Below are 22727 nucleotides of genomic sequence, written 5' to 3' on the forward strand. Positions count from 1 at the left end.
ACACCGTATGGAACAATTTCATGCAACCACCATTGTCTGCGTTCGCCGAGGCGAGCAGGTCGCAATGGGTGGGGATGGACAGGTCACGCTTGGCAACATCGTGATCAAGGGAACGGCCCGAAAAATTCGCAGGCTTTACCATGACAAGGTCCTGGCCGGATTTGCCGGCGCGACCTCCGATGCTTTCACACTGCAGGAGCGGTTTGAAGGCAAACTGGAGAAGCACCAGGGCCACCTGATGCGTGCTGCAGTCGAACTATCGCGCGACTGGCGCACGGATCGAGTGCTACGCAGACTTGAAGCCATGCTGATTGTGGCCGACAAAGAGCACACGCTAGTCCTCACAGGCACAGGCGATGTGCTCGAGCCTGAGAATGGCCTGGCTGCAATCGGGTCCGGTGGCGCCTACGCCCAGTCTGCGGCCCTCGCCCTGCTCCGGCATACGGAACTTCCCCCGGAAAACATTGCCAAGGCATCGCTGACCATTGCAGGTGACTTGTGTATCTACACGAACCAGCAACACGTCATTGAAGTTCTATAAATCCAAGCAAGAGGCTGTGCGCATGTCTGCAACCACCATGACACCCCGGGAAATCGTTTCCGAACTTGACAAACATATCGTTGGCCAACAGGCAGCCAAGCGCTCCGTTGCGGTGGCGCTGCGAAACCGCTGGCGACGCCAGCAGGTCAGCGAGCCCCTGAGAAGCGAGATTCATCCCAAGAACATTCTCATGATCGGACCAACAGGTGTTGGAAAGACCGAGATTGCCAGAAGGCTTGCCAGGCTCGCCAATGCTCCTTTCATCAAGATCGAGGCGACCAAGTTCACGGAGGTCGGCTACGTGGGACGGGATGTAGACACCATCATCCGTGACCTGGTCGAAGTCGCTGTCAAGCAGACCCGGGAACAAGAGATGAGCAGGGTCAGAACGCAGGCTGAAGAAGCTGCTGAAGACCGGGTTCTGGATGTCCTGATCGCCCCTCCACGGGCAGCAGATGGCTCTCCTGTGCGTGAAGAAAACGCCACCCGTCAGACGTTTCGCAAACGACTGCGTGAAGGCAAGCTTGACGACATGGAAATCGAGATCGAGATCAATGCGCCCATGCCGCAGATGGACATCATGGGTCCTCCGGGCATGGAGGAGATGACTGAACAACTCAAAGGGATGTTTGCGGGTCTGTCTCGCGAAAAGAAGAAAACCCGCAAGATGACGGTCAAGGAAGCGTTCAGACTGACTACTGACGAAGAGGCCGCCAAGCGGGTCAATGAAGAAAACATCCGTACGCTCGCCGTCAAACAGGTCGAGCAGAACGGAATCGTGTTTCTTGACGAAATCGACAAGATTGCCGCCCGCCAGGAGACTGGATCGGCTGATGTGTCGCGTCAAGGCGTCCAGCGCGACCTGCTGCCTCTGGTCGAAGGGACCACCGTGTCAACCAAGTACGGGATGGTTCGCACCGACCACATTCTGTTCATTGCATCGGGCGCATTTCATCTGTCACGTCCATCGGATCTCATCCCTGAGTTGCAGGGCCGTTTTCCGATCCGTGTAGAACTCGAGTCGCTGACCTCTGCAGATTTTGTGCGTATTCTTAGTCAGACCGATGCATCGCTGACCAAGCAGTACACGGCGCTACTGGACACCGAAGATGTACATCTTAATTTCATGAACGATGGAATCGAACGCCTGGCTCAGATCGCATTCGAAGTGAATGAGCGCAATGAGAATATCGGAGCAAGACGTCTCTATACCGTCATGGAAAAGTTGCTTGAAGAGCTTTCCTTTGACGCAGCGAGTCACGGCGAGCTCACTGTCGACATTGATGCTCAGTATGTCAACGACAAGCTCGCCGAGACAGCAGCCAGTCAGGATCTGGCCCGGTACGTTCTCTGAGGATCAAACGATTCTCCTGAGGACCTGACAAACAGATTGTTCACAAACAGAATCAGGACGTGATCCATGGCCAACCGGCTAACCGTAATTTCTACGCGCACTGGCGACGACGGTACCACCGGTCTGGCTGATGGCTCGCGTGTCCCTAAAACTCACGCACGTGTCGCAGCCATGGGCGACGTCGACGAACTCAACAGCAGCCTTGGCCTGCTGGTCGCAAAACTGCATGAAGCGCTTTCTGCATCACCCGGGCTTCAGTCTGTGATCGACGTGATCTCGCCTGCCCAGCATGCGCTCTTCGATCTCGGAAGCGAACTGGCGATTCCTGGTCATCAGCAACTGCGGATCGAGCAACTCAAGCATCTCGATGACGCAATTGATACTCTGAACAGTCAACTCCCTCCGCTCCAGGAGTTTATCTTGCCTGGCGGCGACACGCTGGCAGCTCAGGCGCACATCGCACGTGCCATCTGCAGACGCGCCGAACGCAGTGTGGTACTGGTTTCAACGACCGACATGCTCAACCCACCAGCGCAGCAATACCTGAACCGACTGGCGGATCTTCTGTTCATTCTGGCTCGAACGATCAACCGCATACGTCGCCATCAGGATATTCTCTGGGCGCGCTAGTGCCCTGATTACATCTTGATTACCAGGGTGTGTCATGCGTGGGCCAGGCATTCAAGCGACAGCAGGCATAGTGGCTACCCTTGAGGCCTCATGTCATTTAAAAAACATAACAATTCCGTCAACAAGTCTTGTTATTCAGGAAGGTTGCAGCATGGAAAAGTTTCAGTTATTCATCAACAACGAGTGGATCAACCCCCAAACTGACAAGTGGTTTGAGTCTCTGGACCCATTCTCCGGTGATCCATGGGCATTGATCCCGCGTGCTGGTGCTGAGGATGTGGAGCGCGCCGTCGTGGCCGCGGACGCCGCGATGCAGGGCCCCTGGGGACAAATGTCGCCAAGCGACCGTGGCAAGCTGCTATTCAAGCTTGCCACGCTGATCGAGGAGCATGCGGACGAGCTCACTGAAGCTGAAAGCCGAGACAATGGCAAGCTGCGAAGCGAAGTGGGCGGACAGATTCGCTACATGGCGAAGTATTTCTACTACTACGCTGGGCTGGCAGACAAGATCCATGGGCTGGTGGTGCCAATGGACAAGCCCAAGGTGTTTAACTACGTCAAGTACGAACCGATGGGCGTGGTGGCCACGATCACCCCCTGGAATTCCTCACTTTTACTGACTGCCTGGAAGGTTGCGCCCGCCTTGTGCGCCGGCAATACAATCATTGCCAAGCCGTCGGAACATACATCTGTTTCGATGTTTCATTTTGCCAAACTATTCGAGAAGGCAGGATTTCCGGCAGGCGTGTTCAATGTAGTAACCGGATTTGGCAACGAAGTAGGTGAACCGCTAGTCACCCACCCTAAGGTGCCCCGCATTGCCTTTACCGGCGGTGATGAAGGTGGACGTCGCGTAAATGTGCTGGCAGCGGCTCACTTCAAGCGCATCTCCCTTGAACTCGGTGGCAAGTCTCCCAACATCATCTTTGATGATGCAAATCTGGATCGAGCAGCCAACGGCGTGATCACCGGCATCTTCTCGGCTGGCGGACAAACCTGTATGGCTGGATCTCGCCTCTTGGTCCAGGAGAGCATTCACGACGAGTTTGTCGAGAAGCTCCGTTCAATCACGGCCAACGCAAAACTCGGCGACCCTGCCCGGCCAGATGTTCAGGTTGGGCCGGTTGCGACGCGTCCACAGTACGACAAGGTCATGCAGTACATCCAGATCGCCAGAGACGAAGGCGCCAGATGCCTGACCGGCGGCAACTCGCCACAAGGCCCTGAGTACGGTGCTGGGCAGTTTGTTGAGCCAACCATCTTCGTGGACGTCAACAACCAGATGCGTATCGCGCAGGAAGAAGTATTTGGACCAGTACTTGCCGTAATCAAGTTCAAGGATGAAGAGGATGCAGTGCGCATCGGTAACGACATCCGATTCGGTCTTGCGGCAGGGGTCTGGACGCAAAGCCTGCATCGCGCCATGCTTATGTCAGAGCGCCTTCGTGCTGGCACGGTCTGGATCAACAACTATCGCTCAACCAGTTACACCACACCGTTTGGTGGATACAAGGACAGTGGTATCGGCCGGGAAGGAGGAGTTGAGGCCGTCAAGGAATATCTGGAAACCAAGAGTGTGTGGATGTCGAGCGACCTGGACATGCCAGACCCGTTTGTCAGAAAGTACTGAAGATCTCACTGAACGGCCCGCCCCGATCAGCAGCGACCCAGACTTTGCCAGAAAAGTCGTTGACATCGTCGGGCTCTACATGAACCCACCTGACACCGCGATGGTGCTATCCATTGACGAGAATACATAAGACGCAGATTCAAGCATAGGACAGAATCCAGCCACAATTGCCTCTTCGCCCTGGTCAGGGCACGTGACCAAGCGTCACCGTGCGAAAACGTCGATGATTTTGAATAATTGAATTAATCAATCAGAATACTAGTACTGATCCTGCCAGACAGCACCCAGCAATGAGTCAAATGACTACTACAAACCCGGGACATAACTGAATTCCTTGCGACTCACGGATTTAGCCGGATCTGAATCGGGAGGGCGGGGGACAACAGCATTGCGGCCATAAAAGGCCAGTGAAAATCTGCTGCCCGCCCATCACGACTATCGACAAGCGTCTGCCGTCGACGGGGTCTGTGAGATCCTGAACTCAATCTTTACTCAAATACAAACTGCTCGAGAGTGCAGACATCATTGTTTTCGCTGACCACTTCCTCACCATCGGTGAAGGTGCCCTTGAAGTCAAATTTACAGGCACCTGTACCATCATCAAGGTCAATGATGATGGACTGGCCAGAGCGCAATGACTGGCCCCTGATGATGTTTTCTTCCCAATCAGAAGTCGATGCACGGGATGCGTGAAAGGCGGACATAGTCACACCAGTATGGTTGACAATCTCGACGCGACGGTCAGCTGCAAACGACACACTCATGGGCAAAACTGTTGCAGCAACCACAGCCGCGGTAAAGAGAGAACGAAACCTGGACATACAAACTCCTGAATGGGATGAATCAACTCTGACACGGTGCGACGAAGGGTCAGTCAGCCATGTTGATGGCGGATCATACGGACCATATTGCGGTCACGGTATCCCTGAAACTAGGTAAATGATGTATACCTTGCTCAGTTCACTATTTCTGGTGATGGCTGCACAGGTCGTATCCCAGTAAAATGCGCTCTTCGTCTATCCCATTCGTCATCTGTAAGTCAACAGTCCAGGTTTGCCTCTCCTGATCACTCTTGCCTTAAATCGCCAGATACGGCTTTCACCTGGCATCTGGACATGAATTCAGCATCACCGACCTCCCTGGACATTCCACTGCCTGCACCTGTCCTGATCGTAGAAGACGAGCCATTGTTGCAAGCTCGATTGCAGGGCATCCTGCTTGAGGTGGGATATCCGCCAGCAGCGCTGCTGTTTGCGGCGACCGTCAGCGAAGCACAGGCCATGCTGCGTAATGAACCACTCGCACTCGCTCTGGTTGATTTGATGCTGCCAGACGGGAGCGGGCTGAACCTGATCGAGCAAATGAGGAACAGTGATCCCTCCCTGGGAATACTGGTCATTTCTGCCTGGAGCACAGCAGAGTCCATCCTGAATGCACTCAGAGCCGGAGCGACTGGATATGTCCTCAAAGAGCGTGACGACATAGAAGTCACCATGGCGATCCGCAGTGTCCTGAGAGGCGGAGCACCAATTGATCCATTTATTGCCAGACGTATTCTGGAGCTATTGCCAGATTCGGATAAATCAGCTGGCGAAACCTCGACATCCGGGCTCGCTATCCTGGCCGAGCCAACTTCAGCTGGCGCTCAGCAGGCGATACCTGCTGGCAGCGAAGCACTAAGCGAGCGAGAAACCCAGATTCTGCGACTCGTTGCTGATGGCCTGACCAACCGGGAGATTGCCGAGCAGCTGTTTATCTCTCGCCATACCGTGGAGAGCCATATCAAACGGGTATACCGGAAATTGAGTGTGTCATCACGCACCATGGCTATCCGCACAGCACGCGAACGCGGAGTACTTGAGTGAGAGAGGTCTCCGAGTGAGACCGCTTGTGTTGCAGTATCTGATTCTGGCGACGTTGGCTCTGATCACCATAGTGCTGTCATCTGCCGTCCCGGCGCAAGCCTCGGAAATGACGTGCAACGTCAATATTTCCGACATCCGTGCAGCACGCGCGACAGCTCATGACAGTCAACCTCCTACACAAGGATGGGAGGCTGTTTCAGTTCCGGACTTATGGAAGACTCGCTGGCTGGATCATGAGGGTCCTGTCTGGTATCAGGTGAACTGGAATCGTGACTGCGAGGCTGGGCAGGATGCGAACAATTCGCCCGTCGCGCTAGGAATTGACGGTATCGGCATGGCGGGCGAGGTGTACCTGAATCACGACCTCATCTGGCGAGACAACTCGCTGGAGGAGCCAATGTCCATGAGCTGGAACACCCCTCGCTGGTGGCTACTTCCCGAGTCCGCCATGCAAGACGGTGTCAACTCCATCTGGATACGCACTGTCGGTGCCAGCGAACTGGCATTGGGAATCGGGCGTGTACGGCTTGGGTCGCCAGAGCAGGTCTACGCCGCACACACTGCCAGCGAATGGCGACAGCGCACGGTCTACTACATGAACCTGGGGATGTCGGGAGCACTAGGTGGTATCTTTCTGGTGGTGTGGTGCCTGAGGCGCAGCGAACAAGCTTTCGGGTGGTACGCGGCCATGTCATTCTGCTGGGTTGTATACCTTTCAACCATTCTTGCCTCTTCGCCATGGCCATTTCCGGACGTCATCAGCCATTCGCGCTTGAACATCATTGCCTTTCTGCTTTACGTGACGAGCTTCTGCATGTTCACCTGGCGCTTCGGAGGGCAGAAATTACCGCGAATCCAGCGTGCTCTGGGGATATTCACCGGCCTTGGTATCATCGTCGCTTGCTTTGCCCCGCGCAATCTGGTCGAAATGATCTGGATGACGTTCGTGCTGATTTTTCTGGTCAACTGCATACAGTTTCAACTCCATGCCTGGCGCACACGTGAGCCTCAGCATATTCTACTGGCCATGTGCTGGCTGATCTTCCTTGCCGTGGGCATTCACGATTTCATGGTATTGATTGACGGATGGCGCGCCCATGAAATGTGGGGAGCGGTAACGAGTCTGATTGCCGCCATGTTCATGGCACTCCTGCTCGGTGGCAGACTGGTATCAGGCATGAAGCAGATCGAGTCATTCAACGAGGCGCTTGAAGCGCGCGTCACCCATGCCCGCGATGAGCTTTCACACGTACTGAAACGAGAGCATCAGCAGGCAATCAACCATGCCAAGCTACAGGAACGAATGCAGATCGTGCATGACCTGCATGATGGTCTTGGCAGCAGTCTGGTGCGCAACATGGCACTGGTTGAGCAATCTCCGCACCTCTTGTCGAATGAAAGAATGCTGTCCCTGCTCAAAGTCCTGCGGGATGATTTACGTCAGGTGATCGATCACGGATCAAGTGCTGGCGCAAACATCCCGGCCACCCCGACTCAATGGATGGCACCTCTGCGTCATCGCTTCACCCGGATCTTTGATGAGTGCGGGATCGACTCAAAATGGATCGTTGATAAAGCGTGGCAGTCTCATCCGGATGCTTTGCTGTGTCTGGCACTGACACGCGTGGTGGAAGAGGCGTTGTCTAATGTCATCAAACACAGTCGCGCGCACAATGTATCGGTCCTCTGCACACAATCCAAAGCCGGACCACTTGTGCTTGAAATTCGCGACGATGGTGTAGGGTTTGATCCGGATGCGGTGCGAGATGCCGGCCTCAGTGTCGGCATGCGAAGCATGAACGCTCGAATGCAAAGACTTGGGGGAAAGTTTTCTGTTGAGTCAGACCCGAATGGCACAACCGTCCGGGTCTCGGTACAAAACCCCTGATGATCCTCGATTAGGCCAGTGAGAGGCCTGATCAGGCGTCAGAGCCCGGCCGCATGTGCCTGTTCGTCGGCATGATAGGAGGACCGAACCATCGCCCCGACCGCTGCGTGAGAGAATCCCATTTCATATGCCTTGGCCTCGAACATCGCAAAAGTGTCTGGATGAACGTATCGCAAGACTGGAAGGTGATGCACAGAAGGTTGCAGGTATTGACCTATTGTGAGCATCTCGATGTCATGCTCACGCATATCCCGCATCACTTCCAGAATTTCTTCATCCGTCTCGCCAAGACCTACCATAAGGCCAGATTTGGTCGGGACATCCGGATTGCGGCGCTTAAAGTCTTTAAGCAGCTTCAATGAATGCATGTAGTCCGAACCCGGCCGGGCCTGCTTGTACAGACGTGGCACCGTTTCCAGATTGTGATTCATCACGTCAGGTGGTTCGGCATCCATAATATCGAGCGCCTTCTCCAGACGCCCCCTGAAGTCAGGAACCAGCACCTCGATCCGTGTTTGCGGCGAGAGCTCGCGAACGGAACGGATGCATTCGACATAATGCCCAGCCCCGCCATCCCGCAGATCATCACGATCAACCGAGGTGATCACAACATAATTTAGGCGCATCGCCGCAATGGTCTTGGCCAGATTTGAAGGCTCGTCCACATCCAGCGGATCTGGGCGTCCGTGACCTACGTCACAGAACGGGCAACGCCGCGTGCATTTGTCACCCATAATCATGAACGTCGCCGTTCCCTTGCCAAAACACTCTCCGATGTTCGGGCAGGACGCCTCTTCACAGACGGTATAAAGGTTGTGCTCACGCAAGATCCGCTTGATCTCGTAGAAACGGGATCCGGCAGGCGCGGCCTTGACCCGGATCCATTCAGGTTTCTTCAGCCGCTCTGCCGGCACGATCTTGATCGGGATACGGGAGGTCTTGGCCTGAGATTTCTGTTTCTGGGTTGGATCGTACGTGGACGCATTCGACATAAAAGCGATCCTGAGCAAAGAATTTAGGGGGTGGCTCTTTGAACATGAAGAGCCTGACGACTAGGTACTATTCTACTCGTACACCACAAACGCGTACGATATTTCCCGCAAGGGCAAGGGCTGATTCGTTCCAGGACTTGTTCACACAACAGCTTGCCAGGCTAACCGTTCTGAGTCCGGGATAGCCACACGGGTTGATCCAGTCAAATGGCGTCAGATCCATGTCAACGTTCAGGCTGACGCCATGATAAGTACAGCCTTTACGGACTTTCAGACCAAGCGCAGCAATCTTGGCCAGTTCGGCATTACCGGGTACTGGCACATAGACTCCTGGGGCCCCGGGCTTACGTGTTGCGCCCTCAAGGCCCATCTCTTGTAGCGTGATGATGACCGCTGATTCCAGTCGGTTGACCAGCTCCCGGATGGTTATACCCAGGCGCCTGAGATCCGCCAGAACATACGCCACGACCTGGCCGGGTCCGTGGTAGGTGACTTGTCCACCACGGTCAGACTTGATCACAGGTATGTCATGAGGAGCCAGCACGTGCTCCGCCTTTCCAGCCAGGCCCAGCGTGTAAACGGCGGTATGCTCTACAAGCCAGATCTGATCAAGTGTGAGCGCGTCCCTGGTTTCAGTAAATGCCTGCATCGACTGCCAGACTGTCTGGTAATCAGTCAGTCCGGGCCAGCGCAACACCCCAGGCGTATCTGTTGCCTGCAATGGAACGTTCATCAGAGCACAATCGAAACCAGCGGGTGCCCGTGCAAGGCGCGATACAGATCATCGAGCTGCTGTCGGGAGGTTGCTCGCACAGTGAAAGTCAGTCCCACATAATTGCCACCCTTGCTCATCCGAATCTCGACCGTAGAGGGATCAAATGCCGGATCAAAGCCAATCACTACCTCGCTCAAGGTCTGGGCAAGCATTGGATCCTGCTTTCCCATCACCTTGATCGGAAAGTCACACGGGTACTCAATCAGAGATTCCTGCTCCGGTGTACTCATTACAACGCCTCTGAGATAGACTGACTCAATGCCTGGATGCGTGCGTCATACGCTCTGCGAAGACTTTCGTAGACATGACCTGGACGACCGGACCCGACAGGTTGAGCGTCAAGCTCAACGATAGGCAGCACTTCTTTGGTGGCCGAAGTCAGCATCAACTCGTCGGCAGACTGAACCGCCTCTTTGGGGACAGGCTTCAGCAGAAACTGGATACCGATTTCCTCGCACAACTCCTGCATCAACCCATAACGGATACCTTCGAGCACCAGATGGTTCTTGGGCGGTGCGTAGACTTTGCCGTCCTTGACGACCCAGATGTTGCAAGACGCGCCTTCGGTCAACATTCCATCTCGAAACTGAACCACCTCGTCAACCCCGGCCTTGACCGCGGCCTGTTTGGCCAGCACATTGCCAAGCAAGGAGACCGACTTGATGTCACAGTGCAACCAGCGCTCATCCGGCAGACTGATCACCTTCAGTCCTGCACGGCGAACCTGCTCAGTGGGTGGCACCATCGGCGCGACCATGGCAAAAACAGTTGGTTTGACAGGTGGGCTCGGAAACGCATGATCCCGCTTTGCAACACCCCGGGTAACCTGGATATAAACCATGGCACAATTGCCTTGCGAATCCGTCTTGGCAATCAGATCCCTGACCAGACCTTCCCATTGCTCCCGACTCATCGGCTGGCTGATCTCGATTTTGGCAAGACTGCGGTCAAGGCGATCAAGATGCTCAGCCATTCTGAATGGCTGCCCAAAATAGATCGGTACAACTTCGTAGATACCATCCCCAAAAATGAATCCCCGATCCAGCACTGAAACGCTGGCACGAGATAGCGGCAGAAATTCGCCACCGACGTAAACCGTCGGATCGCCTTTCACGCCCTGAATGATGTCATGCATGGTCAACACACTCTTGTCTGTATGGCCGGGCAACGGGGACGCCCGGCGAATCCTGGCCTGTGGCGACCCTACAGATACTGCTGTAGCCAAAGTCGCAGTTGGTCGTACGCCCTTCCAAAGAAACCCGCACGATCGACAGGTTGCAGCACATTCAGCGGAACCACCCGCAACGGCTTGTCTTCGAGCGTCATCGTCAGCGTACCCACCCGCTCACCCTGGGACAGGGGTGCTAGCAGCGGATCCGGACGACTGGCGACCATTCGCACCTCCCCGGTCTTGCCACGTGGCACTGTCAACAAAAGCGGCTTGGTGCTACCGAGCTCTGCAACATCTGTCGTACCTTCCCAGACTTGAGCCTGAACGGCGGATTGCCCTGCAGCAACGAGCTCAACCGTGTCAAAGTTCTGGAAGGACCAGTTCAGAAGTTTGAGGCTTTCTTCTGCACGGCTGGCCTCGCTGTTTGCACCAACCAGTACGCTGATCACCCGGCGATCACCACGCTGTGCGGTCGAGATCAGGCAATAGCCTGCCGCATCCGTGTGCCCTGTTTTCATACCATCGACCGATGGATCTGCCCAGAGAAGGCGGTTGCGGTTTGCCTGCTTGATGTTGTTATAGGTGAACTCGCGCATGGAGTAGAGCGCATAACGATCCGGATGGTCCTCGATCATTCTCTGCGCAAGGATGGCGAGATCCTTGACCGTAGTAGTGTGCTGTGGATCAGGCAGTCCAGTCGAATTGCGGAAAGTCGTTTCGGTCATGCCCATTTCAACAGCTTTCTCTGTCATCAACTGGGCAAATGCCTCTTCCGTCCCGGCCAGCAGCTCAGCCATGGCGACCGACGCATCATTTCCTGACTGAACAATGATTCCTTTGAGTAACTCATCAACAGTGACCGGCATGCGCGGCTCAATGAACATCCTCGACCCAGGCGTCTTCCACGCCTTCTCTGATACTGGCACCTGCTGGTCAGGTGTGATCCTGTTCTGTTTGAGCGCATCAAATGTCAGATAGACCGTCATGATCTTGGTCAATGAGGCTGGCTCAACCTGTTGATCAGGATTCTGTGCAGCAATGACCTGGCCAGTCACCGCATCCACCACAATCCAGGCACGCGCAGCGATCACGGGAGCTGGCATGGTCGACACACTCTGAACCGGCACAGTCTGCGCTTCAGGTGAACCGGTCTTGTAAATGCTCTGGGCAACCGAAGCTGGTACCAGCGCACAAGCCAGCGCAGCGGCCACAAACTGTCTGGAACGTAGAGAAATTCTTGAAAACATCTGGGCTTTCCGTTACGAGCAATCTAAAGCGTCATGTTAACTGGAATGAAGGTCACCGGCGGCTTTGGTCATCTTATAGTGCGCGCAATCTTGTCTGGACCAGATGCCTGAGGATCAGCAACTTTCCATGAAAAAAATGACCAGCATTTGGCACCACCACAACCGGCATGTCGATCGGACGCGCCCAGTCCATGACCTCTGACAGGGGAACGACGTCATCGTTCTCTCCGTGAACAATCAGGGCGTCATCGGGCGCGACAGTCTCGAGGTGGCGAAATCTCAATGCAGCCGATCCGGCCAGAATGACGGCGTCGGGCAGGCGTTCATCGGCAGCTTGCCAGATACCGTAGAGTTGAAGCCCAATCGATGTCCCGAAAGAAAATCCGCCCAGAACCCATTTGCCAGCGGCAATATCCGGAAACTGTTCGCTGAACTGCTCGACCAGTGCTTTCATGTCCTGGGTTTCGCCGCGTCCTTCGTCAAACTCACCAGCTGACGAACCAATCCCTCTGAAGTTCGGACGCACAGCTACCAGGCCCCGTTGAACACATGCCCGGGAAATAGTTGTGACCACCTTGTTGTCACGGGTTCCACCCTGTACCGGGTTGGGGTGCAACACCAGGGCCCAGCCCTGCGGCTCGCCATCAGGCCAGTCCAGCGCACAATCTATATCGCCCACCAGTCCCTGAAACATCATTTTCTGCGTTTTACTTGCCATGAGAGTCACTTCTATCCGATCTATTTCTGCGCAGTCTGGCTAATCCAGGCTGTCAGGTCGTTTGCCAGCTGGTTGGTCGCTATCCGCAAGGCCCGTGCCCCAGCCTGCGCATCGTTGGCCTGCGCACGTACGCGCTCCGTATCGCGATACTGCCCTAAAACATCACTCCCGCGCAACAGCACCGCCTGAATGCCCACGATACCTTCATTGCCTGAACCGTCTGCTGCATACACCTGTTCAAACTGCAAAAGGTTGACACGCAAAGTCAGGGCATCACTGCCTACACTCTCTGGCAAGATCGCAAAATTCCGGGAAAGCCGGTCGATCAATCGCTCGTGGATCAGGCTGTCTGGTGACGCAGCCCACTCGTAGGTTGCGTAGCGGTTGGGCAAGCCATCGGGCCCCATGCGCCAGACCACCCCAACCCCTTGAAGCATGGCTGGTGCTGAAACAGGGGGAACAACGAGCGTTTTGACTGGTGCACTTTGTGCGGCACGTGTCACACCATCAGGTGGAGCACCCAGGTCGAGTCTCTGCAGAGCTGGTGGCACCTGACCAAGCCCCGTACACCCGACGAGCAGCATGGCAGCCAGGATAGTGATCAATCGGCCAGGCGCTACTGATATGAAAGGGTTCATGCAAAACATCCTTTACTGGTTGAATCCGTCAAATCCAGGCTCGCCCGGGCCTGGCCTGACTTCTGGTGCACCGAACAGAAGGGACTGCGGAGCACGCTCAACTTCACGCATCGTCCTGTCGAAGGTTCTGGAGGCCCGGCTCAAACTTTCCAGCACCCGGTTCACCTCGGGCAGGACGGAGGATTGCAACTGCGCGGCAGAGCGCTCAAGCTGCTTGAGGCTCAGCGCAGCCTGACCTATTGGCCCGTTACTGCTGTTGAGCATATCGATCGTCGTCTGAGCCGATTTGACCAGCGAACTCACGTCATTGCCCATCCCGTCAAAGACTTCCAGAGAACGCTTCAGATCTCTCGCCAGACCGGGCAGCTCCTGCAAAGTCGGCTCGAGCTTGATAACCGACTGATTCAAGGAGGCCGTCAGCGTCCGGGTGTTGTTCATGATCTCGGTGAAAGCCGTGGCATTCTCCTTGGTCACGAAACTCTCGAGTTGTCTGAGCACACCCTCAAAGTCTGACACCATGTCAACCCCCGCGCTCTGCAGTCGCTGAAAGAAACCTGGGCGCACAGGAATCAAATAAGGCTTTGAAGGGGTCGAGACAACCTTCTCCGGGTCCCTGCCATCATCTCTCAAGTCAATATTGGAGATTCCTGTCACCCCCTGGGTGCTGATCTCGGCCCATGTGCCTTTTGTCACTGGCGTCTGCGGCAACACACCAATGCTGATGCGGATACTTCCAGGGTTCTCCTGATCAAAGCCAAGCCCCTGAACCTGCCCCACCGGCATGCCCTGATAGCGAACCTGGGACTGCACCGACAAGCCTCCAACTGGTAATTGCGAAACGAGCTCAAACGGCTCGTACGTGACATTCTTGCGACCAATCCAGATGGCCGTGATGGCTGCTGCTGCAAGCAGCACCAGCACAAACAACCCGGCGATGATGGCGTGACTTCGATTCTCCATATCAATCCCAATCTGTCATTGTGCGGTCTTTCCCATCGCCCTCACCCCACGTTCACCATGAAAAAACGCTTCAATAAACGGGTGTTCGGTCTGCATGACGTCCTGAATCGAGCCCTCAACCAGAACCCGCTTTTCTGCGAGAACTGCCACACGCGTGGACAGGTCTCGAATCGTATCAAGATCATGGGTCACCATGATCACCGTAAATCCAAGCTGCTGGTGCAGTGACTTGATCAGCGCCACAAATTCATCCGAACGCTGGGGATCCAGCCCAGCTGTCGGCTCGTCAAGAAACAGCAACTCGGGATCCAGCGAGAGCGCCCGGGCTAGCGCAACCCGCTTGATCATTCCGCCCGAAAGATCCGAGGGCATCAGCAAAGCGTCCTGCGCCGAAAGGCCAACCCACGCCAGCCGCATCAGCACCACCTCACGGATCAGATCCTCAGGCAGGTACCTGACCTCGCGCAAGGGCAAGGCAACATTGTCAAAAACCGGCAACGCAGAAAAAAGCGCACCCGACTGAAACAGCATTCCCCAGCGGCGTGTCAGCGCGATCCGGTCGGCCCCCCTGTAAGACTCGATCAGCCTGCCAAACACCTTGATGGTGCCCCCCCACGCGCGCTGCAATCCGAGTATGTGACGCAACAAGGTTGTTTTGCCAGAGCCAGACCCCCCCACCAGAGAGAGAATCTCGCGCGGTTGAACATCCATACTCAGGCGCTCGTGCACGACGTGGGTGCCAAATCCTGTCGTCAGATCCTTGACCTCAATGACGGGAGCCTGTTCTTGCATCGTCAGATCCCCATCTGGCTAAAGATGACTGCATAAATCGCGTCAATCAGAATGACACCCGTGATGGCCGTCACAACCGAAGTCGTGGTCCCTTTGCCAAGACTTTCCGTATTGGGCTCGATACGTAACCCGAAATGGCAAGCTACCAACGCCACCCACGCACCAAATGTCACACCCTTGATCGTTCCAATCCAGAAATTCTTCAGGCCCACGGCTCTGGGAAGCTGCTCAAAAAACCATGCCATCTGCAAGCCAAGTTCGTACTTGGCGGCGATCATGCCACCGAACAATGCAAGCGCATCCGTCCAGAGCACCAGCAGTGGCATCACCAGAGCCAGCGCAATCACTCTCGGCAAGATCAGGCGCTGGCTCTGGGATATGCCCATAACGTCCATGGCATCAAGCTCCTGAGTGACACGCATGACGCCAATCTGGGCGGTAATGGCCGAACCCGAGCGACCCGCCACCAGAATGGCTGCCAGCACCGGACCCAGCTCCCGAACGATCGAAACACCCAGAAGGGTCACGATAAACTGCCCCGCACCAAACATAGCCAGCTGCTGGGCGGAAAGATAGGAAATCACCACGCCGATCAGAAACCCGACCAGTGCCGTGATACCTAGCGCCTGCGCGCCCGCACGAAACACCTGCGCCGAGATTTCTTTCCAGGGGCCACGGTGAGGTCTGGCGAGAAAGCCGACCATATCAAATGCAAGCCGGCCAAGCAGGGTCAGCAGCATGACACCATGCTCGTATGCCACGCCTGCGCCTCGCCCGATCTGCTCGATCCAGCCAAACGGGTCAAATTTCTGCTTCGGGATTCTGTCTTGCTGCGCACCCATGGCCAGCATGCGAAAGAGGTCCTTCTGTCCAGCCGTCAGCTCCAGTCCATCTGGTACCTTGTGGCCCCAGCGATCCCAGAGTAGCTGTGCGCCAACAGTATCAAGCCGGGTCTGCTCATCAAGCTCCCAGCGCATATCTTCCTTGACCGCCTTGAGCTCACGACGGCGACGGGCAACCTCTCCCCCGCTGGAGAGCGCGGCCACATCCCAGCGTCCGCTGATTGTGCAGACACTATCTGTACGTGAAATAAAAGACTCACTCTTCGCAGTCTTCATTCGCCCCAAAACCTGAATTCAATGGCTATTCCTGTCTGGCATAATGCCCGCGTAGTCCAGTCGCCTGTGAGATACTGACCGAAAACATCACTGGTCGTTCCCGGATGATGCAGACCGCACCCTTCAGATTGAACAAGCACGAGGCCATCCCTGGACAGGACTAAATATTGCCATAAACAATGGATACTACACTGACACGCCCGCATGAAAGTGCCTGACACCCGACAAAGCATCCCGGACTTCGTCTTGCAGTTGCGTCAGAAGCTACCTCAATGGGCTCATACGGACTGGCTTGAACAGACGGGGTCGACCAACGCCGATCTGTTTGAACTGGCAAGACAGTACAGAACGCCTGAACACTGGCCGCGCCTGCTCGGCAGCAACCACCAGACGCAAGGCAAAGGTCGTGCGGGCAGACCCTGGCTAGACCGGTCAGGTGAGACGCTCATGTTCTCGTGCGGCTTCATGCTGAACATGCCCACAAGACTGCTCGCGGGTGTTGCACCTGCACTGGGGATTGCCACTTGTGAGGCACTCAGACCACTTGCAGGCCACGACATCGGGCGCCTCAGCATGAAATGGCCTAACGACATCATGATTGACGACAGCAAGCTTGCCGGCATTCTGGTCGAGTCAAGAATCATGGGAAACGGGATATTTCTGGTCGTCGGAATGGGGCTGAATCTGGCTGGCGCATCAGACTTGTCAGCCGAACTGAATCGTGACGTTTCCGACTGGAGCAGCCTGGACGGCGCTGTCGCAGAACGATCCCGGCTGGTTGCACAGGTCGCGCAAAGCTGGCAACAATGCCTTGCCTTACATAGCCTCGCTCCTTTGCAACATCTCAGAGAATCCTTTGAGCTGTTTGACTATTTACGAAACAGACAGGTCAACGTTCTACAAGGAGACCAGATCCAGCTGACCGGGACAGCGTCTGGTCTGGCAGAAGATGGCAGCCTGCTGGTCCGCCTTGCCGATGGCACAATGGAATCTGTTCGAGTCGGAGATATTTCAGTGCGCAAGGTCTGATGTCCGTGCCTGCCAGATGATCCTGCCCCCATTACTGCTTCCGGAATCACCTACTACAAAGTCATGACTGGCCAAGCCGTGAACACTCCCGATTATGTTCTGCTCATTGATCTGGGCAATACTCGACTCAAGCTAGGACTCTGGCATGAAGACGCCGGAGAAACCCGTTATCTGAATGCACATCCTCATCAGACACAAGAGTCGCTTCTGGACTGGCTTGACCAGGAGCTCTTGCGTCTCGGCGTCACACCTCACAAGGCCATTGGTGTGAGTGTGGCGAGTCAGGCACTGATGCTGGCGCTTGAAGGCTTTCTGGCGAACCGCAGTCAACCGATTCCAGTAGAGTGGGTCTGGCCGGCCGTCCATGCGCACGGCGTGCACAACGCCTATCCTGATCCCCCACAACTGGGCGCAGATCGCTGGGCAGGTATGCTGGGCGTGATGAAGCGGTTCGCACACGAGGACCGAAGCATTGTGCTGGCCAATTTTGGAACGGCGACAACGATCGATACGCTTAGCCGCGACCGGCGGTTTCTCGGCGGGCTCATCTTGCCTGGCGTATCCATGATGCAGATGGCCCTATCCAAAGGAACTGCCCGTCTGCCCATGGCAACTGGTGAAGTCGCCGATTACCCTGCCAATACCCATGCAGCAATCACCACCGGAATTGTCGCGGCACAACTCGGTGCGATTCGTCGTCAGATCGACCTGAGTCAGGAAAGGGACCAGCGTCCCCCGCTGATGTGTGTCAGTGGAGGCGCGTGGGATCTGCTCAGAAAGGAATGGCACCGGACACTACCGGGCACTTTGGTCGAGGAAGTGCCAAATGTTGTACTGGATGGACTCAGTTTGTTTGCAGGCCCTCAACTACGGGCAAACTCGGATGGACCTGTTGTATAGTTCGTTTTATGAAAGGTTTCGTAATCGTTTTGACGGTGGTCAATCTGCTAGTGTTCGGACTCGGCCAAGGCTGGTTCGGCACAGTGAGAAGTGATCTTGGACGCACCCCGTCCATGAGCCAGAATCAACTCAACATGGATGCCGTGCAAATTTCACGTGGACGCCTTCAGAACCCTTGATCGTCCATTGGATTCAGTGTTGCGATTGCTTCCGAAATCCTGGCTGTCGCCCCAACGTGGGTAGCTACCCAGGATTTCCCAGCCATGCCAATCTGGTGTGCCTGGTCCGGTTCGCGTAGCCACTGCAGCGCCTGCATCAATGCCTGCTCCGGGTCGTTGACCTGGACAAGCGCTTGCGCCTGGAGGGCACTGATAACAGCATCCCTGAAGTTGCGCGTATGGGGGCCAACCAGTACCGGGACACCAATTGCACTGGCCTCGATGAAGTTCTGCCCTCCGTGGGGCTCGAAACTTCCACCCACGATCGCGGCATCTGAAGCACCATAGAAAAACGGCAGTTCGCCCATGGTGTCACCAAGTATCACTTCCATCTCTTTGACATCATCTAGTGCTGCCGGATCGTCACGGATCATGCTCCAGCGCACATATCTCAGTCTATGGCTGTCAAGCAGACCGGCGGCCTGATCAAATCTTTCCGGATGCCTTGGTACCAGGACAAACAATGGCGGCACGCCCGCGGGTTCGATCGGTTGGCGGACCTGCTCGGCTATCAATGGTACAAACCGGGCATCCTCTCCTTCCCGTGTGCTTGCAATGACGACCGTCGGTCTAGCGATTCTTTCGTGCCAGGCCTGTCCTCCCTGGACGGCAACAACAGGCAACGTGACATCAAACTTCAGATTGCCACACACAGAGACATCCGGCGCACCCGCATCAAACAGTCGACGCGCATCTTCCGGTGTCTGTGCAAGCACCTTGGTCAAACCCGAGTAGGTATCACGCAACAAGCCTCCAAATATCTGGTTGATCCGCCGCGTCTGGCGGGCAGATCGTTCGGAGAACCGGGCGCTCGCCAGTATGACCGGCACGCGCCGGACTCTGGCTGCATGCACCAGATTTGGCCAGACCTCACGTTCGATCAGTATCACCAGTCGAGGCGAGAAGTGCCTTAGAAACCGGTTCATCGAACCATAGAAATCATATGGGATCCACTGCTGCCTGACCTGTCCGTCGCTGATTTCACGTGCCAGCAAACGGCGCGCCTCGGCGCGCCCGGTTGGCGTCATGTGAGTCAGCAAGACTCGGTCGCCTTTGAGCAGCAATGACTGTATCAGCGGAACCGCTGCACGAACTTCTCCAACACTGACGGCATGCACCCAGACAGGAGGCCTGCCGTCCCAGGGCTGAGGGAAACATCCGAATCTTTCGGCCGCAAATATCCCCCAGTCACCTTCGGTCTTGCGCGCACGCCATCCCATCCCAAACCAGACCAGCGGTGCAACCAGCATCAGTACTATCGAATAGATCAGTCTCACGACCAAGCCAGCAACCTCCAAAAACATTACGGTTCGGTACTTCCGGCAGAAATAGCCGTACAAGAGTATACGCACCAGACCACGCCTGCTGCGCATGACTGGCAACTCACAACTCGCCCCTGTCGCCGAATCACCCGATCAGAACACCTTCCTGACCGCATCCAGCACCATCTCCAGCGTGGGCTCATGATCGCGGTCACCCAGACTAAACGTCTGCCCATTACCCGTCACAGGCGTGCGCACCGGCGTCGATGCCTTGTATATACCTACCGTATCTGTCCCGACTGCGGCCGCCAGATGGGTAAGGCCACTGTCCAGTCCAATCATGATCCGGCTTTCTGCCAGCAACCGTGCAAGGTCGGTCAGGCTGGAGCGCGGCTGAACGACAGCATTCTCGCGCGCCGCGATCAATGCGTGGGCTCTGTCAGCTTCGCGCTCAGACCCTGCCAGCAGGACCAACCCGAGCCCTTGCATCTGCAGTCGATCAAAGACACCGTCCCAGCAAGCCACCGGCCACAGCTTGTCGTCCCGACTGGCTGAAGGCATGATCACAGCATAGGGTGGATTCTTTACTTGACGTAAGAATCTCCTGCCCAGCCCGAAATCAGGCGGATCGTCATAGGCATACTCGAAGACCGCTGCCGCAAGATCTCGCTGGCGCTTGACAGCCGGTTGCCAGAAGGGGATGCGGTGCTTCACATCGTAAAACAAGGTACAAAGAGGCTCTCGCGCCGAACGCCAGTCCAGACCGTGATGAACACCACTGGCGGCCCTGACTAGCCAGACCGATTTCAGCAGTGCCTGCATGTCCAGCACAAGGTCATAGCGAGCACTGCGGATACGCTCCAGCACCGCCTTGCGCTCCTGCCTGGCCTGATTCGACCACCACGCCTTGCGCCAGCGCCGATGTGCAATCTTGATGACCTGTCTGACTGCCGGGTGCCAGGCTGGAATCTCGGCAAATGCCTCTTCAACAACCCAGTCGATCTCGACACCTGGCACATGTCTGGCAATGTCGGTGATCGCCGGCAACATGTGAATCAGGTCACCTAGCGAGGAGGTCCGGACGATCAGGACTCGCATCGAAGTTTCCCGAGCACCTCATCAACGCAGACCGTCCAGTCTGGCAGAGTCAAACCGAATGTGCTGCGCAGCAGCTGCGTATCGAGCCGGGAGTTGGCCGGGCGTACTGCAGCGGTCGGAAACTGCTCACTCGTAACCGGCTTGATCTTCTCCTGCTCTACCCGTACAGGAAAGCCCATTTCGCGTGCGCGTGCAATCAGATAAGCCGCATATCCATGCCAGCTGGTTTCGCCAGATGCGGTCAGGTGATACAGGCCCCAGCGCGGGTCATCTGCATCAACCTGCACGTCAAGCATCGCACCCATCAGCTCGTATGAAACCCGGGCTATCAGATCCGCACTGGTCGGTGCACCAAACTGATCGCTCACAACGCTGAGCTCGTCACGCTCGCTGGCAAGCCGAAGCATGGTTTTAAGGAAATTGCTGCCATGCACCCCGAACACCCAGCTTGTGCGCAGAATCAGAATCTGCTGGCTGGCGGCTCTCATGCCGCGCTCACCAGCGAGCTTGCTGATCCCGTAGGCAGAAACCGGATTAGGCTCGTCATCCTCGACATACGACCCACTTTTGGTCCCGTCAAACACATAGTCCGTGGAGTAATGCAGAACCGGGCAGTTGGCCTGTGCTGCAATATTGGTAATAATTGCCGGCGCAATCCCGTTGACAGCAAATGCTATGTTTTCCTCAGACTCTGCCCGGTCAACAGCCGTATAGGCTGCCGCATTGACGATAAACTGCGGGTTAAACGACTGAATCAGCTGCTCGACTCTGCTAGCCAGCACATCGACGTCTGACAGATCCAGCTCCTGGCGCGGCACCATTCGCAGCGTGTAGTCTTGCGGGCAACCCTGCCCGAGCGCCCAGGCGACTTGCCCGGTACCGCCAATCACGAGAATTCGCTTGTTGTTTGATTGTTCTTTGCTCATGGCGCGATTGTATGCCTGCATGGCTTGTACATGCACATCAAATGATGAAAGTCACGACACCGACAATCAGCAAGAACCACAGGGAGATTCTCTTGATCTGGTCCGCACGCGTGGCAAGTGCCCGCACGAACAAATAAGATCCAAATGCAGTCGCCAATACGTATATCGGGAGAAAGGCCCCGGTGTAGGCGAACTGAGTTGGCCGCAACGAGCCTTTCAACAACAGCATGAGTAACGTTGCAATCTGTGTAACAGCAAAGAAAACCGTAAAGAAGATCCTGAAAGCGACCGGCGAGAACCCTTTGGCTGACATCATGTAAAGCACAAATGGTGGTCCACCTATTCCTCCGATCGAGGTCAGGATTCCGCTCGCCACTCCCGCAATCGTGTCTTGCAATCGGCCTCGGGCACCTTTGTAATGCCAGCCTGCCAGCAATATCAGGGACAGGACCACCACCACGCCTGCAACTATCCTGCGCAACAGGTCTGCGTCAAGTCCGGCAAGCAGCACGCCCCCGACAGGGATACCGATGAGCGCCGGGGGCACCATACGCCAGACCAGAGGCCAGTCGATGTCCTTCCACATCGAAGGCAGCATCTGAAATGTCGATACAAAATTCAGCATGACCACCACGGCCACGACATCCACAGGCTGAAGATACAGACTTAGCACAGGTGCCAGCAACAGTCCGGCACCAAAACCGGAGAACGCCCGCATGGTCGCCGCCGCAATGGTTGCGAGCAGCATCACCAGAAACATCGAGAATGTCGGGAACAACTGTTCCCACATGTCAATCATTGCAAGGCCCTGACGATCAATTAGGAAACTGGCCAAATCACGATTACAGACGCATCGCGAGGTCCGTTACTGAAACAGGTTGGCCATTTGGGGATCAGGGCATCACAGCCATGATATTTCCGGTTGCGCCCGTCACGCGGGGGCAACCGGATCTGACCCGAAAGACGATCAATCCC

Annotated in this window: 24 protein-coding genes and 1 pseudogene; 10 read left to right on the forward strand and 15 right to left on the reverse strand. The window is 55.8% G+C overall.

Going from position 1 to position 22727, the window contains the following annotated elements; genetic code table 11:
* The first annotated feature begins 7 nt into the window (after positions 1–7).
* The 5 genes and pseudogenes from hslV to DBV39_RS13635 form a co-directional block, all read left to right on the forward strand.
* Positions 8–541: an ATP-dependent protease subunit HslV gene (gene hslV / locus DBV39_RS13615; RefSeq protein WP_108621994.1), complete on the forward strand. Its 534-nt coding sequence runs from the start codon at positions 8–10 to the stop codon at positions 539–541.
* Positions 542–563: 22 nt separating this feature from the next.
* Positions 564–1895 (forward strand): ATP-dependent protease ATPase subunit HslU, encoded by a 1332-nt coding sequence (hslU, locus tag DBV39_RS13620; protein ID WP_108623283.1) that lies wholly within the window; start codon positions 564–566, stop codon positions 1893–1895.
* A 66-nt stretch (positions 1896–1961) separates the two neighbouring features.
* Positions 1962–2525, forward strand: coding sequence for a cob(I)yrinic acid a,c-diamide adenosyltransferase (locus DBV39_RS13625; RefSeq protein WP_108621995.1), 564 nt, complete (start codon positions 1962–1964; stop codon positions 2523–2525).
* 151 nt (positions 2526–2676) lie between these two features.
* Entirely contained in the window at positions 2677–4155 is a 1479-nt protein-coding gene (locus DBV39_RS13630; protein ID WP_108621996.1) for an aldehyde dehydrogenase, read from the forward strand.
* Between the two features lie 28 nt (positions 4156–4183).
* Positions 4184–4301 (forward strand): annotated as a pseudogene (locus DBV39_RS13635) (IS630 family transposase); the annotation flags it as partial.
* 342 nt (positions 4302–4643) lie between these two features.
* On the opposite strand, the gene DBV39_RS13640 reads toward DBV39_RS13635, so the two are convergent.
* A complete protein-coding gene (locus DBV39_RS13640) occupies positions 4644–4976 on the reverse strand; it encodes a hypothetical protein (protein WP_108621997.1) in 333 nt (110 codons plus the stop codon).
* A gap of 294 nt (positions 4977–5270) precedes the next feature.
* Between DBV39_RS13640 and DBV39_RS13645 the strand changes: the two genes are divergently transcribed.
* Both DBV39_RS13645 and DBV39_RS13650 read left to right on the forward strand, forming a co-directional pair.
* The gene (locus DBV39_RS13645; RefSeq protein WP_108621998.1) at positions 5271–6020 is read left to right on the forward strand and encodes a LuxR C-terminal-related transcriptional regulator; all 750 of its coding nucleotides are present in this window, start codon (positions 5271–5273) and stop codon (positions 6018–6020) included.
* 13 nt (positions 6021–6033) lie between these two features.
* A complete protein-coding gene (locus DBV39_RS13650; RefSeq protein WP_227870633.1) occupies positions 6034–7908 on the forward strand; it encodes a sensor histidine kinase in 1875 nt (624 codons plus the stop codon).
* A 38-nt stretch (positions 7909–7946) separates the two neighbouring features.
* Here the strand turns inward: DBV39_RS13650 and lipA are convergent, their stop codons facing one another.
* From lipA to DBV39_RS13700, 10 genes are all read right to left on the reverse strand, one after another.
* On the reverse strand, positions 7947–8900 hold the full coding sequence (lipA, locus tag DBV39_RS13655; protein ID WP_108621999.1) for a lipoyl synthase: 954 nt from the start codon (positions 8898–8900) through the stop codon (positions 7947–7949).
* Between the two features lie 67 nt (positions 8901–8967).
* Complete coding sequence (lipB, locus tag DBV39_RS13660) at positions 8968–9633, reverse strand: lipoyl(octanoyl) transferase LipB (RefSeq protein ID WP_108622000.1); 666 nt, start codon at positions 9631–9633, stop codon at positions 8968–8970.
* Positions 9633–9905, reverse strand: a complete 273-nt coding sequence (locus tag DBV39_RS13665) for a DUF493 family protein (RefSeq protein ID WP_108622001.1) — start codon at positions 9903–9905, stop codon at positions 9633–9635. Before DBV39_RS13665 ends, lipB begins: the two co-directional genes overlap by 1 nt.
* Positions 9905–10801 carry a D-amino acid aminotransferase gene (locus DBV39_RS13670; protein ID WP_227870932.1) on the reverse strand — a complete coding sequence of 299 codons (897 nt, stop codon included), beginning with the start codon at positions 10799–10801 and terminating at the stop codon, positions 9905–9907. Before DBV39_RS13670 ends, DBV39_RS13665 begins: the two co-directional genes overlap by 1 nt.
* 77 nt (positions 10802–10878) lie before the next feature.
* Positions 10879–12093 carry a D-alanyl-D-alanine carboxypeptidase family protein gene (locus DBV39_RS13675; protein ID WP_108622003.1) on the reverse strand — a complete coding sequence of 405 codons (1215 nt, stop codon included), beginning with the start codon at positions 12091–12093 and terminating at the stop codon, positions 10879–10881.
* 73 nt (positions 12094–12166) lie between these two features.
* Complete coding sequence (locus tag DBV39_RS13680) at positions 12167–12811, reverse strand: alpha/beta hydrolase (protein WP_108622004.1); 645 nt, start codon at positions 12809–12811, stop codon at positions 12167–12169.
* 20 nt (positions 12812–12831) lie between these two features.
* Entirely contained in the window at positions 12832–13449 is a 618-nt protein-coding gene (locus DBV39_RS13685; protein ID WP_159078955.1) for an ABC-type transport auxiliary lipoprotein family protein, read from the reverse strand.
* Positions 13450–13461: 12 nt separating this feature from the next.
* On the reverse strand, positions 13462–14409 hold the full coding sequence (locus DBV39_RS13690) for an MlaD family protein (protein WP_108622006.1): 948 nt from the start codon (positions 14407–14409) through the stop codon (positions 13462–13464).
* Positions 14410–14424: 15 nt separating this feature from the next.
* Positions 14425–15201: an ABC transporter ATP-binding protein gene (locus DBV39_RS13695; RefSeq protein ID WP_108622007.1), complete on the reverse strand. Its 777-nt coding sequence runs from the start codon at positions 15199–15201 to the stop codon at positions 14425–14427.
* A gap of 2 nt (positions 15202–15203) precedes the next feature.
* On the reverse strand, positions 15204–16319 hold the full coding sequence (locus tag DBV39_RS13700) for an MlaE family ABC transporter permease (protein WP_108622008.1): 1116 nt from the start codon (positions 16317–16319) through the stop codon (positions 15204–15206).
* 204 nt (positions 16320–16523) lie between these two features.
* On the opposite strand from DBV39_RS13700, the gene DBV39_RS13705 reads away from it, so the two are divergent.
* The 3 genes from DBV39_RS13705 to DBV39_RS19545 all read left to right on the forward strand — a co-directional run bounded on the left by DBV39_RS13705 (position 16524) and on the right by DBV39_RS19545 (position 18427).
* On the forward strand, positions 16524–17348 hold the full coding sequence (locus DBV39_RS13705) for a biotin--[acetyl-CoA-carboxylase] ligase (protein WP_108622009.1): 825 nt from the start codon (positions 16524–16526) through the stop codon (positions 17346–17348).
* A gap of 78 nt (positions 17349–17426) precedes the next feature.
* Positions 17427–18248 (forward strand): type III pantothenate kinase, encoded by an 822-nt coding sequence (locus DBV39_RS13710; RefSeq protein WP_159078956.1) that lies wholly within the window; start codon positions 17427–17429, stop codon positions 18246–18248.
* A gap of 8 nt (positions 18249–18256) precedes the next feature.
* Positions 18257–18427 (forward strand): hypothetical protein, encoded by a 171-nt coding sequence (locus tag DBV39_RS19545; protein WP_159078957.1) that lies wholly within the window; start codon positions 18257–18259, stop codon positions 18425–18427.
* Here the strand turns inward: DBV39_RS19545 and DBV39_RS13715 are convergent.
* From DBV39_RS13715 to DBV39_RS13730, 4 genes are all read right to left on the reverse strand, one after another.
* Positions 18415–19743 carry a 3-deoxy-D-manno-octulosonic acid transferase gene (locus tag DBV39_RS13715; RefSeq protein ID WP_322348762.1) on the reverse strand — a complete coding sequence of 443 codons (1329 nt, stop codon included), beginning with the start codon at positions 19741–19743 and terminating at the stop codon, positions 18415–18417. The two genes, DBV39_RS19545 and DBV39_RS13715, sit on opposite strands and share 13 nt — an antisense overlap.
* A gap of 138 nt (positions 19744–19881) precedes the next feature.
* Positions 19882–20826, reverse strand: coding sequence for a lipopolysaccharide heptosyltransferase I (waaC, locus tag DBV39_RS13720; RefSeq protein ID WP_108622012.1), 945 nt, complete (start codon positions 20824–20826; stop codon positions 19882–19884).
* Positions 20814–21752 carry a dTDP-4-dehydrorhamnose reductase gene (gene rfbD / locus DBV39_RS13725; RefSeq protein ID WP_108623285.1) on the reverse strand — a complete coding sequence of 313 codons (939 nt, stop codon included), beginning with the start codon at positions 21750–21752 and terminating at the stop codon, positions 20814–20816. Before rfbD ends, waaC begins: the two co-directional genes overlap by 13 nt.
* Positions 21753–21789: 37 nt before the next feature.
* Entirely contained in the window at positions 21790–22551 is a 762-nt protein-coding gene (locus DBV39_RS13730; protein WP_108622013.1) for a sulfite exporter TauE/SafE family protein, read from the reverse strand.
* Positions 22552–22727: the final 176 nt, after the last annotated feature.

The sequence above is a fragment of the Orrella marina genome, from assembly GCF_003058465.1.
GTDB lineage: Bacteria > Pseudomonadota > Gammaproteobacteria > Burkholderiales > Burkholderiaceae_B > Algicoccus > Algicoccus marinus.

What these genes read in the sequence shown, in the direction of transcription:
- hslV (WP_108621994.1), top strand. Translation starts at nt 8, where the DNA reads ATGGAACAATTTCATGCAACCACCATTGTCTGCGTTCGCCGAGGCGAG.
- hslU (WP_108623283.1), top strand. Translation starts at nt 564, where the DNA reads ATGTCTGCAACCACCATGACACCCCGGGAAATCGTTTCCGAACTTGAC.
- DBV39_RS13625 (WP_108621995.1), top strand. Translation starts at nt 1,962, where the DNA reads ATGGCCAACCGGCTAACCGTAATTTCTACGCGCACTGGCGACGACGGT.
- DBV39_RS13630 (WP_108621996.1), top strand. Translation starts at nt 2,677, where the DNA reads ATGGAAAAGTTTCAGTTATTCATCAACAACGAGTGGATCAACCCCCAA.
- DBV39_RS13640 (WP_108621997.1), bottom strand. Translation starts at nt 4,976, where the DNA reads ATGTCCAGGTTTCGTTCTCTCTTTACCGCGGCTGTGGTTGCTGCAACA.
- DBV39_RS13645 (WP_108621998.1), top strand. Translation starts at nt 5,271, where the DNA reads ATGAATTCAGCATCACCGACCTCCCTGGACATTCCACTGCCTGCACCT.
- lipA (WP_108621999.1), bottom strand. Translation starts at nt 8,900, where the DNA reads ATGTCGAATGCGTCCACGTACGATCCAACCCAGAAACAGAAATCTCAG.
- lipB (WP_108622000.1), bottom strand. Translation starts at nt 9,633, where the DNA reads ATGAACGTTCCATTGCAGGCAACAGATACGCCTGGGGTGTTGCGCTGG.
- DBV39_RS13665 (WP_108622001.1), bottom strand. Translation starts at nt 9,905, where the DNA reads ATGAGTACACCGGAGCAGGAATCTCTGATTGAGTACCCGTGTGACTTT.
- DBV39_RS13675 (WP_108622003.1), bottom strand. Translation starts at nt 12,093, where the DNA reads ATGTTTTCAAGAATTTCTCTACGTTCCAGACAGTTTGTGGCCGCTGCG.
- DBV39_RS13680 (WP_108622004.1), bottom strand. Translation starts at nt 12,811, where the DNA reads ATGGCAAGTAAAACGCAGAAAATGATGTTTCAGGGACTGGTGGGCGAT.
- DBV39_RS13685 (WP_159078955.1), bottom strand. Translation starts at nt 13,449, where the DNA reads ATGAACCCTTTCATATCAGTAGCGCCTGGCCGATTGATCACTATCCTG.
- DBV39_RS13690 (WP_108622006.1), bottom strand. Translation starts at nt 14,409, where the DNA reads ATGGAGAATCGAAGTCACGCCATCATCGCCGGGTTGTTTGTGCTGGTG.
- DBV39_RS13695 (WP_108622007.1), bottom strand. Translation starts at nt 15,201, where the DNA reads ATGCAAGAACAGGCTCCCGTCATTGAGGTCAAGGATCTGACGACAGGA.
- DBV39_RS13700 (WP_108622008.1), bottom strand. Translation starts at nt 16,319, where the DNA reads ATGAAGACTGCGAAGAGTGAGTCTTTTATTTCACGTACAGATAGTGTC.
- DBV39_RS13705 (WP_108622009.1), top strand. Translation starts at nt 16,524, where the DNA reads ATGAAAGTGCCTGACACCCGACAAAGCATCCCGGACTTCGTCTTGCAG.
- DBV39_RS19545 (WP_159078957.1), top strand. Translation starts at nt 18,257, where the DNA reads ATGAAAGGTTTCGTAATCGTTTTGACGGTGGTCAATCTGCTAGTGTTC.
- waaC (WP_108622012.1), bottom strand. Translation starts at nt 20,826, where the DNA reads ATGCGAGTCCTGATCGTCCGGACCTCCTCGCTAGGTGACCTGATTCAC.
- rfbD (WP_108623285.1), bottom strand. Translation starts at nt 21,752, where the DNA reads ATGAGCAAAGAACAATCAAACAACAAGCGAATTCTCGTGATTGGCGGT.
- DBV39_RS13730 (WP_108622013.1), bottom strand. Translation starts at nt 22,551, where the DNA reads ATGATTGACATGTGGGAACAGTTGTTCCCGACATTCTCGATGTTTCTG.